Here is a 12725-nt window from a genome sequence, read left to right on the forward strand (position 1 = left end):
TATATTGATTACTTTTTAGTCAGTTCCTATTAATTGCTGCCGATTCCCTGGTCGTGCTTTTTACTCATATTTTTTACGAGTTTAAAGCGGATCGGGCCGTTGAGTAAAGTGCTCGAATTCCAGAGTTTATATCCGCCGGCCATACTGAGGTCTTCGCCCAGCCAGGCGTCGATATCGCCGTTCAGATTACCCATATTGGTGTCCTTCAACTGGAAGGTAAATATGGTATGTTTATTTACCATAGTGCCTTCAAAATTGAACGTAATGGCATTCCAGCTTCCGGTTCCGTAAACCTTGTTGCCTTCCTGCGTATACAGAAGAACTACAACAGGCTCTTCGGATGCCGAGTTATAAGGCACCGACTGATATTGTCCGCTGAAGATTTCTGCATCGACGGGTTCGACTATCTTTTCGGCATTGCAGGCAAATAAGAACGGCAGCAATACGAGAGCGATTAGCTTTTTCATAGTATCCTTCCTATGATTTTATTGTTTAGAAAGTATCCTTACTTCTGCCCTATTATCGATTGCCGCCCGTCTTTTGTTTAGTTTTCTTCTTATAAATATTTAAGGGACAAATTTTTCATTAAATTTATTTTTACTGACTGCGATAATCGAATTTATGTCCTGTCAGAAATAATCGTACGGATTTTATTACATTTGATTAAAAGAATGGTAAATTTTATGGCGGAAAAAGAATCGGGCAAAATTTACGTTGTTGCAACACCCATCGGAAATTTAAAGGACATTACGTTCAGAGCCGTCGAAGTGTTGAAAAACGTCGATTTTATCGTATGCGAAGACACACGCGTTTCGGGAATTTTATTGTCGCATTACTGTATCGAAAAAAGACTAAAAGTATTAAATGCGCGAAACGAATCCAGAACAATCGACGATATAATAGAAGAAGTCAAAAGCGGGAAAGATTGCGCTTTGATATCGGACGCAGGCACTCCGCTTATTTCCGATCCGGGAAGCAGATTAATAAACAGAGCCGTCGCTGAAAATATAACCGTAGCTCCCGCGCCAGGTCCAAGCGCTTTAACTGCAGCGCTGAGCATTAGCGGACTTCCTTCGAGCTCTTTTGTTTTCGACGGCTTCCTGCCGCAGAAAAAAGGAAGACAAAAGAAACTCGAGCAACTTTCGCGCGAAAACCGCACAATCGTACTCTATGAATCGACTTACAGAATAGAAAAACTTCTGAAAGAATTGTCGGAATATATGCCCGAAAGGACTGTGGTAGTTTGCAGGGAATTGACAAAGAAATTCGAAGAAGTCTGGCGGGGAAAACCTTCGGAATTGTTGGAAGAACTCCCCTCCAAAAATATTAAAGGGGAGTTTGTAGTTATAATATCGCCTCTGGAATGGAGGGAAGAAGATTATTCGGAATCGTAATCGATAAGCGAATGTATTTCGTAATCGGTTAATTTATCGCGTCCGTTCAAAAACGACAATTCGATTAAAAATGAGATCTGAACTATTTTGCCGCCCAGCTTTTCGACCAGTTTACAAGCCGCTTCCATCGTGCCGCCGGTAGCCAGCAGATCGTCGTGCATCAGAACAACGTCGCCATTTTGAATTGCGTCTTTGTGAATTTCGATCGTATCGGAGCCGTATTCGAGCTCGTAGGTTTCAGCCAATTTTTGCGCGGGCAATTTACCGGGTTTACGAACCGGCACAAATCCGGCATTCAACTTAAGAGCCAAAGCGGCTCCTAAAATAAAACCCCTCGATTCGATTCCCACTACTTTTGTAATCCCTTTATCCTTGCTAATTTCGTACAATTTATCGACGGCATAATTCAAAGCCTTACTGTCTTTTAAAAGCGTCGTCACGTCGCGAAACATAATTCCTTTTTTGGGGAAATCCGGTACGGTTCGGATGTAACTTTTCAGGTCCATTATTTGCGTCCTTATTTATTAATTGGAAAGCTGATCTTCTGTTGCTTTCAATTCTTCGAGATATCTCATCAGTAAATCTTCGATCGGCGCATATTCCGTATACTGCATCATTTCCCGCTTAACGTGTGAAGAATTTTTAAGTCCCTTCAAATATCCCGACCAGAATTTTCTGAACGGAATAATAGCGGTTCTTTCGTCATTTTTTAATTCGATGGAATATTTAAGATGGCGCAGGGCTATTTCGAATCTTTTTTCGGGAGTATCCTCAAATTTAATTTCTCCGTATTCGAGTAGTTCTTTGGCTTCCCGGAAAATCCAGGGACGTTCAATCGCTCCCCGCGCAATCATTACTCCGTCTGCAGAAGTTGTTTCGAAAGCGCGTTTGACGTCTTCTGCTGAAAATATTCCGCCGTTTAGTATAACCGGAATTGAAACGACTTCTTTAACCCTATCGATCCACGACCAGTCGGGTTCGCCGCTGTGACCCTGACTTCTGGTTCTGCAATGGATTGTCAAAGCTGCTGCGCCTGCGTCTTCTATTCTTTTAGCCACTTCCTGAATATTAATCGTAGTTTCGTCCCATCCGATACGGGTTTTTACGGTAACAGGCAATTTAACGTTTCTTACGATTTCTTTTACCATTGCTCCCATATATTCCGGGTCTTTTAAAAGCCCGGCGCCCGCGCCTCTGTTGGCTACTTTTTTAACCCAGCAGCCCGCGTTAATATCGATAATGTCGGGATTCAAAGCTTCGACGATTTTAGCGGATTCGACCATCGGTTCCAGATTGCCTCCGTAAATCTGAATTCCGACAGGGCGCTCCTGTTCGGTAATTTCCATTTTACGATGAGTTTTTTTATTCGAACGCACCAGCCCGTCGGAATTAACAAATTCCGTATAAACTATGTCGGCGCCAAATTCCTTGCATAATTTACGGAATGCAATATCCGTAACATCTTCCATCGGCGCCAGCAGCAAAGGTTTATTCAATTCGATATTACCGACTTTGAACATACTCAATCAGTCCTCAAATAATAGTACGTCAATACGAGAGTAACAAACGTAAAGAAAGCGCCGGTTAGAAAAGGCGCATAGTATCCCAGATAGTCGAACGAAAATCCGCCCCAAAGCGGTCCCAGTACGCGCGCAAGCGACGCCAGCGACTGATTTATTCCGAGTATTGCGCCCTGCTCGTTATCCGGCGAAAATTTTGATACCAAACTTAATATTGTCGGTTGTAAAATACCAGTGCCAATCGACAGAATAACCACTACAATCGAAACGCCTATAAAATTATAACCGTACGGAATCGCTCCCAATCCTAACATCATCAAGACAGTTCCCCACAAGACTAATTTCCTTTCGTTAATTTTGCCGCCCGCCGTTTTAACAAAAAATCCTTGTACCAATACGCCAACAGCTCCCATAATTCCGTAGAGGAATCCGTTTTGCTGATCCGTAAAGTTGAAATGTTTATAGCCTAATAACGCAAAAGTACCGTATAAATTTGCAATCGAAAAAATTATGATGAAAAAGAGAATAATCAACAGTCCGACGCGCGGAATCTTCAAAACTTTTGAAATGTATTTGACGTCGATTAACTTTAAGGATATCCGGGAATCTTTCGACTTGTTTAGATTTGATTCGGGCAGAAAAAAGAACGCAAAGAGAAAAGCCATAAAAGAAAAAGCGGCGCTGCCAAATCCTGCAACGTCGTATCCGAATTTTGAAAGGAAGGCTCCGATTAAAGGACCGAATACAAAACCGAGTCCGAAAGCCACGCCGATCAGCGCCATTCCTTTTGCCCTGTCTTCTTTCGAAGTGACGTCGGCAATATAAGCCTGAGCGACTGCTATATTACTTCCCCCGATGCCTGCAAGCATCCTGGAAATGAGCAGAATCAGAAACGAATCGGCAAAACTGAAAATAATATACGAAGTAGCCGTCATCAAAAGCGTGGTTGTAATGAGCGGTTTTCTGCCGATTCTGTCGGAAAGTTTACCAAGTACGGGATTGAACAAAAACTGCATAAGCGAAAAAATTGCAACAATAATACCGATACCGAAATCGGAAACGGCAAGCTGTTTGCTGGCAAATGTTGGCAATAACGGAATCAGTATTCCGAAACCCATTAAATCGATAAAAATCGTAAAGAATACGATTACAAGAGCGGTTCTATTTTTCATAAATCAGAAATTTCTTGAGAAATAAAACTCAAAGATAGGAATTTTCGGATAAATAAGATGTGAAGTACGTATAAAAAGGAGGGCGACCCGCAGATTAATTTTCCCGGGTCTGCCCGATTTGATATTATTCTTTTGGAGCCTTTCTTTGCGCTTTGACTTCCTGAACTTCGTTGCGGATATCCTGAGCCATTTTTTTCAATTCGCTCAATCCTTTTCTCAGGCGTGTACCTGCTGCAGCCTGTCCTTTTTCGTAAAATTTGACTGCATCGGCTTCCAAACTTTTAACGAATTCCACCAACTGTTGATATTTTTGCATACTTCCTCCTTTTTTAGTTAGTAATTACATTTTCGAGAATAATTTCAGCAATATCTTTAATTTCTATTTCTTCGGATTTATCGAGGCTTTTCATGCCGTCGTTCAGCATAGTCATACAGAAAGGACAAGCCGAAGCGACTTTTCGTGCGCCCGTTTCAACCGCTTCTCTTGAACGGTTGAGATTGATCCTTTCGCCTTCATTCTCTTCAAGGAACATTCTTCCGCCTCCCGCTCCGCAGCAAAATCCTTTGTCTCTGGAACGCTCCATTTCAATCAATTCAAATTTACCCAATTTATTCAAAATATCGCGCGGCGGATTGTAAATATTATTATATCTGCCGAGATAACAAGAATCGTGATACGTTACTTTAATCTTTTCTTTGCCGTCCTCGTCGATTTTTAGTATACCTTCTTCGATTAATTTTGTCAATAATTCAGTATGGTGTACAACCTCGAATTTGCCTCCGAAACGCGGATACTCGTTTTTGATCGTGTTCAGACAATGCGGACACGCAGTAACAATTTTTTTAACGCCGTAGTTGTTCAAAGTTTCTACGTTTTCCCGGATCAGCATTTGCGCCAGATACTCATTGCCCAGTCTGCGGGCCGTATCTCCGTTGCATTTTTCCTCAGTACCCAGAATTCTGAAATTAATATTCGCAATTTGCAGCAATTTTGCAATTGCTTTTGTCACATTTTGATATCGGGCATCGAACGAACCTGCGCAGCCTACCCAGAAGAGAAATTCGCATTCGGGGTCTTCCGCTATCGTTTTAACATCCATTCCTTCAGCCCAATTGGCTCTGTCCTGCCAATTGAATGCCCACGGCGTAAAATTCGTTTCGATGTTTTTAAAGACCGTGTTTAATTCCGGCGGAAAATTCGATTCCATTAAAACAAGATTTCTGCGCATATCGATAATTGCGTCGAGATGCTCAATCGAAACGGGACATTCGTTAACGCAAGCGCCGCAAGTAGTGCATGCCCACAATTCTTCATCGGATACATAATTATGGACGAGAGACTTTTCGAATAATTCGTTTTCTTTGTCGCCTCGTAATATCAGCGGGGCTTTTTCTTCGGTTCTGTGACGAATGCTGACGATTATTTCCCTCGGCGATAATTTTTTCCCCGTATTTGCGGCGGGACACGCGACTGTGCATCGTCCGCATTCAGTACAGGAAAAACCGTCGAGCAATTGCTTCCAGGTTAAATGCTCGATATCCGCCGCGCCGAATTGTTCGGCATCTTCGTCTTCAAGATCAATTGTTTTCGGAACAAATTTATCGTTGCCAATCTTTGAAAAGAATACATTCGGAATCGAAGTGACAACGTGGAAATGTTTTGAATACGGCAAAAAGTTCAGGAACAATAAGATCAAACCGATATGCATCCACCAGAAAAATTCGTAGTACGACCAGTTGATTTGATGCGGGTTGTCGAATAACACGCCGCTTAAAAGCATTGAAACAGGCTTAAACTCGTTTGCTGCATAATGAAAATCGTTATTTACAATATGAATGATATTTTGTCCGAACATTGAAAAGACAATGCCAAATATCATCAGAAGAATAAACGCCGCATCGAGATTGCCTTTCTTCCCCACATTCAGCCGGGGCACTTTAATTACAAATCTTCTGAAGAGCGCCGCCAGCACGGCTATCGTTACGAACAGTCCGAATAAATCCTGGACAAAAGTTATAATTAGATAAATTTTTCCAAGGAAGCTGAAATTAAAGCCTTCAAAAAATCCCTGAATTATCGATTCGACTACAGCCAGTAAGAAAAGCATGAATCCCCAAAAAATCAGAAAATGGATTGCGCCCGCTACCGGTTCTCGCAATAATTTGGACTGACCGAAAGCAATTTTAATTACGTTTTTAATTCTCTCAGGTATATTATCGAATCGGTTTTCAGGCTGCCCTACTCTCAGATACGAAAGGATTCTTCTTAAATTGAATAAGAAGAATCCCATCGCAGTTAAAAATATAATTGTAAAAACTATGGTTTTTGTAGTCATCAGTCTCTTCTTTTAAGTTTGATAAAACAAGAGCGATTTTATTTTTTCCTAATGGTAACTACCAAAAAAGCGGCTGCCGTAATTTTCAAAATATCCCATACCGAGAAGAGAACGGCTCCGCTGAATAAAGCCGCCTTGAGATTACCTCCGAAGAATACTGAAAGATAGAGCGCCCCGGACAATATAATCATAGCGTCGGCAAGGAGGAACGAAACGAAAACTCTCAAAAAGCTACGATTCTTTTCGAGCAGATAGCCTGCAATAAACGCCGCGAAAGGAAAAGCAAGCAGATATCCTCCCGTAGGTCCGAATAACTTCATAAAACCGAATCCGAAGCCTGCAAATACGGGAATTCCGATAGCGCCTGCGGCAATATATATAATTTGACTGTAAGCGCCGTTGCGCGCGCCCAGAAATGCACCCGAGAGCAACACTACCATTGTCTGCAATGTAAAAGGCACGGGTTGAGCCGGTATTATAATTTGAGCGCTCAAAAATGTAAGAGCTGAAAAAAGCAATACGAGAGCCGCGTCTCTGGATTTAGTCGCCGAAAGCGGCAGAATAAAACGCTTTGCATTTTCTTTGGTTGTCATAGTATCCCCTTTATTTGAGATTGTTATTAAAAAATGTCACAGTTTTATCGAGCAATTTATCAAATTTTTCGTTTGAATGCTTAAAAGGATGAACTATTCCGAAAGTATGTCCGGTATTGCGGATAATGTAGAGTTCGGTCTTTTCTTTGTTTGCCCAATTATAAAGTTCTTCTGCCTCCTCGGGTGGAACAGCCAAATCCCGGTCGCCGTGAGCAATCAACAAAGGTCGATCGAAATTAGAGACTGCTTTTTGAATATTGAGCAAATCCTCGCCGTTTTTTTCGATATCTTCCAGGAGAGTGAGGTTTAATTTCATTTTTTGTTTAGTGCGCATATTCATAACCTGGAAATAACCTTTCTTACGCCATTCTTCCTTTTGCCTTTCGGAATAGCGGTCTAATTTCGATACCGAAGCCCACAAAGCAACGGCGGGAATGTCGGTTCTGCGCGAAGCCGTCAGAATCGAAATGGCTCCTCCCCTGCTGTGTCCGATATATCCGATTTTTCCTTTGAAGTTCAGATTCAGACAATCATTGTAGACGGCGTCGGTAATTTCGTTTAATTCTCTTATCTCCCTGGAAAAAGTATTGTCGGCAAATTTGTCGAGCCGGGTAAATTCGTTATTCTCGTCTACACCGTTGTGAGAAAAGTTAAAAGCGACGGTAAGATATCCGTTATCGGCAAAGAATTGCGAGGCATACGGACCAAATCCCCAGTCTTTAAATCCTTTAAAACCGTGGACAAGAACGAGTGCATTTCCCGAAAAGCGAGTTTCATTCAGGTATGCAGTAGCAAAAATCCGCTCGTTATCGGAAGCCGTAAAAGTGAAATTTCTTATCATATTGCACGAAATATCAAGATTCGCCCGTCTAAAGTCAAGTAATTTTCTTTAAAACTAAAGTCTTTTTACTTTTATCCGATTATTAAAGTAGAATAAATAAATACTAGTGCCATGACAATTGAAGAAAAAGCAAAATGGTTTGACGTAGCAATGAGATTTGGATTGGAGGGAAAGATACATCTTGTCATGAAATCGTATAAGGACGGTGTTGCAAAGTGGGCTATAGTCGATACAGCCAGTAACAAGGTGCTCAATTCAAATCTGGAATGGGAGCCGGAACCGCCGTTAAAACAACGGGACGAAAGTTTTTTAATAAGAACGCGCTTCGATTTCGAAAGCGCCGTTGCTCTTTATAAACAGTACAAAATGTTCGCCGTTGAAACGTCCGAAGCGGTTTAATTTTCTTTTAGCTCTCATTTATGTATTTTTGACCTTCAAAAAGGTCGAAAATCATCTATGTATCTGAAATTTACCGAAGAACATCTAATGCTGCGCCAAACCGTGAGGGAATTTGCGAATTCTGAAATTAAACCGCTTGCCCGAAAAATCGACGAGGAAGAATATATTCCGCGCGATTTGATCGAAAAAATTGCCGAAGTCGGACTTTTGGGAACCGCTTTTCCGGAAAAATACGGAGGAGGAGGATTCGGCGAAGTCGGCTATTGTATAGCTCAGGAAGAAGTTGCCCGGGTGTGCGGTTCTACCGCTACTTTTATCGGCGCTCATCAATCGATCGGAACGAATGCCATTTTTATCGGCGGTTCCGAAGAATTAAAAGAAAAATACCTTCCCCTTCTTACGACGGGCAATAAAATTGCGGCATTCTGCCTTACCGAAGCGCAAGCCGGTTCGGATTCTTTCAATATTAGAACATCAGCAGTCAAAAAAGGAAATAAGTGGATAATAAACGGCGAAAAATTATGGATAACTAACGGCGCCATAGCCGATATATTTACGGTATTCGCCCGAACCGAAAAAGGGATTACGGGATTCGTAGTGGAAAAAGAATTTGGCGGCGTAGAGGTCGGACCAAACGAAAAAAAATTGGGTATTCGCGGAAGCGTTACGAATCCGATCCGTTTTAACAACGTAGAAGTTCCGGAAGCAAATTTAATAGGCAAAGAAGGGCGCGGCTTTCCGATTGCAATGAAAGCTTTGGACGCCGGCAGATTGACGGTGGGCGCCTGCTCGCTCGGCGCCGCCAAAGAGATGCTCGAGCTTTCTGTCCAATATGCAAATCAACGGATACAATTCGACCAGCCGATTTCCCGCTTCGAAGCAATTCAGTTTATGATTGCGGATATGACTTCAAAAATATATCTTATGGAGAGTATATTATTCCGAGCCGCGCAAAAATACGACGAAGGTCTCGATGTCAGTCAGGACGCGGCAATTGTAAAATTATATGCTTCCGAAGCCGTCCAGGAAATTGCGGATATAGCTCTTCAGATCCACGGCGGAATGGGTTATTCGCGGGAACTGCCGATAGAACGTTTTTACAGAGACGTCAGGATTTTGAAAATATTCGAAGGCACAAGCGAGATTCAAAAGTTGATTATCAGCAGAAAGACAATTAAAAATAACGGCAAATGGCGCTTCGATGGCTAAGAAGATATTAATTATACCTTCGATTGATATTCAGGACGGCAAAACCGTCAGGGTTGTTCAGGGCATTCCGGAATTAAACTGTCCCTCATACGGCAACGACCCGGTTGAGATGGCTCTTATCTGGCGCGCCGAGAACGCAAAATGCCTTCATGTGGTCGATTTCAATTCCGCATGGTATCATTCGCACGTCAATCACGACGTAATCAGAAGGATATGCGAAAGCGTAATAATTCCCGTAGAGCTCGGCGGCGGTATAAGCAATCTGGAAGACGCAGAAAAAGCATTCGATCTGGGAGCGGCAAGGATTGTTATCGGAACTCTAGCTCACGAAAATAAAAACGAGTACGTAAAAATACTCGAAAAATTTTCGCCCAATAAAGTTGTCGCCGCAATCGATGTTATTGAAGGTCAGGTGGTCACAAGAGGCAGAAGAGTTTTCACGGGTATCGATGCGCTCGATTATGCAAAAATGTTGAAAGAACTGGGAACCGAACGTTATATTGTCACCGACGTAAGGCGCAACGGAATGTTATTGGGTCCGAACATTGAATTATCCAAAAAAATTGCCGAAATTACAGAAAAGAAAGTTACACATTCGGGAGGCATTTCCGGATACCGCGATCTGATACAGTTGCAAAAAGAAGGCGGCAATCATATCGATTCGGTAATAATCGGAAGAGCTTTATACGAAAACCGTTTTTCGTGTCAAAAAATTTGGCGTGTGGCTGAAGCGGGATTATTTAATTGAGCCGAGATAAAATGGAACCCCAAATAAGAATACCGGAAAAAAGCAGTTTCTGGGCAAACCTGTTCAAAAGCCCGACGGACAAGAATGAATTGGAAGAAGTGCTGGCTTCAATACCTCCGTTTAAAAATCTAACTCCGAAATACCTGAAATTACTGATGAAATTAATACACAATCGTTTTTATAAAGCCAACGAATACATCTTTTATCAGAACGATCCCGGAATAGCTCTCTATATAATCGTCAGCGGCGAAGTGTTAATTACACAGGAAAACGAGGACGGCGAACAATTCGATCTTGCTCACCTTACAAGAGGCGACTTCTTCGGCGAGTTGGCTCTGATAGACGAAGAACGGCGAGCCGCCAGCGCCGTCGCTCTGAAAGATTCTTTTATAGCTGCCATTTTCAAACCCGACCTCGACGAATTTATCGAAGCTCATCCCCAGGAAGGCATTAAAATCCTGAAAGGTCTTATCCATATTATTGCAACTCGTCTGCGTAATGTTAACAAAGAATATCTGGAGCTTTATAATCAAATAAGAACAAGGGAGAAGCAGCTATGAATCTGATTAAAAAAATTTTGGTGCCCGTTGATTTTTCCGATTATTCCAAAGACGCCTTGAAATACGCAGTGCAATTTGCAAAACAATTCGACGCCAAACTTTATATTATCTACGTAATCGAACCGGTCATTTATCCTGCGGACTTCAGCATGGGTCAGGTTGCCATTCCGTCGCTCGAAAACGACATAAAGAACAGAGCCGAAGAAGAGATGGATTCACTCATAAAATCTTTCGTCGACCCTTCGCTCGAAGCAGAAAGAATAATTAAAACCGGCAAGCCGTTCGTCGAGATAATCGAAACGGCGCGCGATGTGGACGCAGATATAATTATAATGGCTACTCACGGTCATACCGGCGTTGAACATCTTCTCTTCGGCAGCACGGCTGAAAAAGTCGTTCGCAAAGCTCCCTGTCCAGTTCTGACTTTGCGTAAACCGATCAAAGGATTCCAGTTTAACGCTCAAAACGGACAAGTCTGATTTTACCCGAGTCGATATGAAAAATTTCACGGACGACAATATTTCGGGCAGCAGCGAACTGCTCGAAGAAATGCATAAACATTTAAAATCCCAAAAGAACATACTCCCCCTTTTTCCCGACCTGCTCGATAATTTCGGAAATAAATTCGCAACTTTCGAAAATATCCGACATTATTTGCATGAATTAAGAAAAGCTGTTAAAACTAAAAAAAGCCTCGATGAATTTTTTGAAAAATACGACAAGCTCATATTAAATATCTACGATAATATCTATCAAAATTGCCGTAACCGGCTTATTAGATACTCCTCTTTCATAACCATATCCAACAGCAAAACTGTTTACGAGATATTGAAGCGGCTCTCCGAAGAAAGAGACAATCTAAAGGCGGCGGTAGCCGAATCTCGACCGCAGTTCGAAGGACGCGTACTGGCTCGCCGGTTACATAAAACGGGTATTAATGTTAAACTGATAACCGAAGCGATGATATATAATGAGACCTCGAAATACGAAGCGGGAATTATAGGCGCAGACGCAGTGCTTAAAAGCGGCAATGTGGTTAATAAAACCGGAAGCGGCATTTTGGCTCTGGCGTGTAAACACCGGAAAATCCCTCTCTACGTCGTGTGCGATAGAAAAAAATTTTCAGGCAAAAACAAATTCGAAAATAAAATAATGCCACCCGAAGAAATCTGGAAGACCCGTTCCGGAATAAAGATTGAGAATTACTATTTCGAAGAAGTCGATAAAAATTTAATCAAGGAAATCTTTACCGATTAACGGTTTTAAGACTTTCCAGAATCTCCTTGGCGTTTTGAGCAGCCCGGCTGTTCGGATGTTTTTCAATCAATTTTTCCCAGTATCTGCGCGCCTCTTTTTCGTTGCCTTTCACCTGCTGGATGACGCCCATATTATAGAGTCCCAGCGGATAGTTCCCGTCGATTTTCAAAATTTTTGCCGTATATTCTTCGGCTTTGTCGAGTTCGCCGAGGTTAAAATGAATAAACGTAAGCTGCAGCATTGCGTCGATTCGTTTCGGATCGATTGAATGGAGTTTTTCATAGAGTTTAAGAGCCTCTTCCGGTTTATGCGCCATTGTAAGCATATCGGCATATTCTCTTATTCTAAGCGTGTCGTTCGGATTTTCTTCGTACGCCTTTTTAAGAGCGTTCAGTTTCTGAATTGCTTGTTCCATAACGTTCGAACCGGAGGGCATTTCCCCTTTCTTCTGCGACATCCCTTTATGGATTTCGTCGTTCGGCATATTCGGATGCGGATTGGTAGTATCCGTATTTACCGAAAGAAAAATTACCGTTACGATAAAAGCGGTAAAGAGCAATAAATATATATAAACTGATTTGAATTTCATTTCTGGCTCCGTATTTATAACTTCACAAACTTAGTAAATTTCGTAATAATTTATCTTCATTTTTTACAGAATTGAGACAAATTGAACTAAAAATACCCGCCGTCTGT

At 41.9% G+C, this 12725-nt stretch carries 16 protein-coding genes; 7 read left to right on the forward strand and 9 right to left on the reverse strand.

Features of this window, described 5'->3' with window-relative positions; translation table 11 throughout:
• Positions 1 to 29 precede the first annotated feature (29 nt).
• A complete protein-coding gene (locus tag ACSSWA_RS02350; protein ID WP_437354988.1) occupies positions 30 to 467 on the reverse strand; it encodes a hypothetical protein in 438 nt (145 codons plus the stop codon).
• 216 nt (positions 468 to 683) lie between these two features.
• On the opposite strand from ACSSWA_RS02350, the gene rsmI reads away from it, so the two are divergent.
• Entirely contained in the window at positions 684 to 1394 is a 711-nt protein-coding gene (rsmI, locus tag ACSSWA_RS02355; protein ID WP_437354989.1) for a 16S rRNA (cytidine(1402)-2'-O)-methyltransferase, read from the forward strand.
• Here the strand turns inward: rsmI and ACSSWA_RS02360 are convergent.
• From ACSSWA_RS02360 to ACSSWA_RS02390, 7 genes are all read right to left on the reverse strand, one after another.
• Positions 1379 to 1900: an adenine phosphoribosyltransferase gene (locus tag ACSSWA_RS02360; RefSeq protein ID WP_437354990.1), complete on the reverse strand. Its 522-nt coding sequence runs from the start codon at positions 1898 to 1900 to the stop codon at positions 1379 to 1381. The genes rsmI and ACSSWA_RS02360 overlap by 16 nt on opposite strands.
• A gap of 18 nt (positions 1901 to 1918) precedes the next feature.
• A complete protein-coding gene (gene dusB, locus ACSSWA_RS02365; RefSeq protein WP_437354991.1) occupies positions 1919 to 2914 on the reverse strand; it encodes a tRNA dihydrouridine synthase DusB in 996 nt (331 codons plus the stop codon).
• A 2-nt stretch (positions 2915 to 2916) separates the two neighbouring features.
• Positions 2917 to 4086 (reverse strand): MFS transporter, encoded by a 1170-nt coding sequence (locus tag ACSSWA_RS02370; protein ID WP_437354992.1) that lies wholly within the window; start codon positions 4084 to 4086, stop codon positions 2917 to 2919.
• 124 nt (positions 4087 to 4210) lie between these two features.
• Positions 4211 to 4402: a hypothetical protein gene (locus ACSSWA_RS02375; RefSeq protein ID WP_014857422.1), complete on the reverse strand. Its 192-nt coding sequence runs from the start codon at positions 4400 to 4402 to the stop codon at positions 4211 to 4213.
• 13 nt (positions 4403 to 4415) lie between these two features.
• The gene (locus tag ACSSWA_RS02380) at positions 4416 to 6422 is read right to left on the reverse strand and encodes a heterodisulfide reductase-related iron-sulfur binding cluster (protein WP_437354993.1); all 2007 of its coding nucleotides are present in this window, start codon (positions 6420 to 6422) and stop codon (positions 4416 to 4418) included.
• Between the two features lie 38 nt (positions 6423 to 6460).
• On the reverse strand, positions 6461 to 7015 hold the full coding sequence (locus ACSSWA_RS02385; protein WP_422881925.1) for a biotin transporter BioY: 555 nt from the start codon (positions 7013 to 7015) through the stop codon (positions 6461 to 6463).
• 10 nt (positions 7016 to 7025) lie between these two features.
• Positions 7026 to 7856: an alpha/beta hydrolase family protein gene (locus tag ACSSWA_RS02390; protein ID WP_422881927.1), complete on the reverse strand. Its 831-nt coding sequence runs from the start codon at positions 7854 to 7856 to the stop codon at positions 7026 to 7028.
• Positions 7857 to 8042: 186 nt separating this feature from the next.
• Here ACSSWA_RS02390 and ACSSWA_RS02395 point away from each other — a divergent pair, with 186 nt between their 5' ends.
• Genes ACSSWA_RS02395 through ACSSWA_RS02420 form a run of 6 tightly spaced genes read left to right on the forward strand, consistent with a single transcriptional unit; the run spans position 8043 to position 12029 of the window.
• Positions 8043 to 8255, forward strand: a complete 213-nt coding sequence (locus tag ACSSWA_RS02395; RefSeq protein WP_014857426.1) for a hypothetical protein — start codon at positions 8043 to 8045, stop codon at positions 8253 to 8255.
• A gap of 57 nt (positions 8256 to 8312) precedes the next feature.
• A complete protein-coding gene (locus ACSSWA_RS02400; protein ID WP_437354994.1) occupies positions 8313 to 9464 on the forward strand; it encodes an acyl-CoA dehydrogenase family protein in 1152 nt (383 codons plus the stop codon).
• Positions 9457 to 10212, forward strand: a complete 756-nt coding sequence (locus ACSSWA_RS02405; RefSeq protein WP_422881929.1) for a HisA/HisF-related TIM barrel protein — start codon at positions 9457 to 9459, stop codon at positions 10210 to 10212. The genes ACSSWA_RS02400 and ACSSWA_RS02405 overlap by 8 nt, the downstream gene beginning before the upstream one ends.
• Before the next feature lie 11 nt (positions 10213 to 10223).
• Entirely contained in the window at positions 10224 to 10772 is a 549-nt protein-coding gene (locus tag ACSSWA_RS02410) for a cyclic nucleotide-binding domain-containing protein (protein WP_422881931.1), read from the forward strand.
• Positions 10769 to 11251 (forward strand): universal stress protein, encoded by a 483-nt coding sequence (locus ACSSWA_RS02415; protein ID WP_437354995.1) that lies wholly within the window; start codon positions 10769 to 10771, stop codon positions 11249 to 11251. Before ACSSWA_RS02410 ends, ACSSWA_RS02415 begins: the two co-directional genes overlap by 4 nt.
• Before the next feature lie 16 nt (positions 11252 to 11267).
• Positions 11268 to 12029 carry a hypothetical protein gene (locus ACSSWA_RS02420; RefSeq protein WP_422881934.1) on the forward strand — a complete coding sequence of 254 codons (762 nt, stop codon included), beginning with the start codon at positions 11268 to 11270 and terminating at the stop codon, positions 12027 to 12029.
• Here ACSSWA_RS02420 and ACSSWA_RS02425 read toward each other — a convergent pair.
• Positions 12019 to 12618, reverse strand: coding sequence for a tetratricopeptide repeat protein (locus ACSSWA_RS02425; RefSeq protein WP_422881936.1), 600 nt, complete (start codon positions 12616 to 12618; stop codon positions 12019 to 12021). The two genes, ACSSWA_RS02420 and ACSSWA_RS02425, sit on opposite strands and share 11 nt — an antisense overlap.
• Positions 12619 to 12725: the final 107 nt, after the last annotated feature.

Source organism: Melioribacter sp. Ez-97 (assembly GCF_051488665.1).
Lineage (GTDB): Bacteria > Bacteroidota > Ignavibacteria > Ignavibacteriales > Melioribacteraceae > Melioribacter.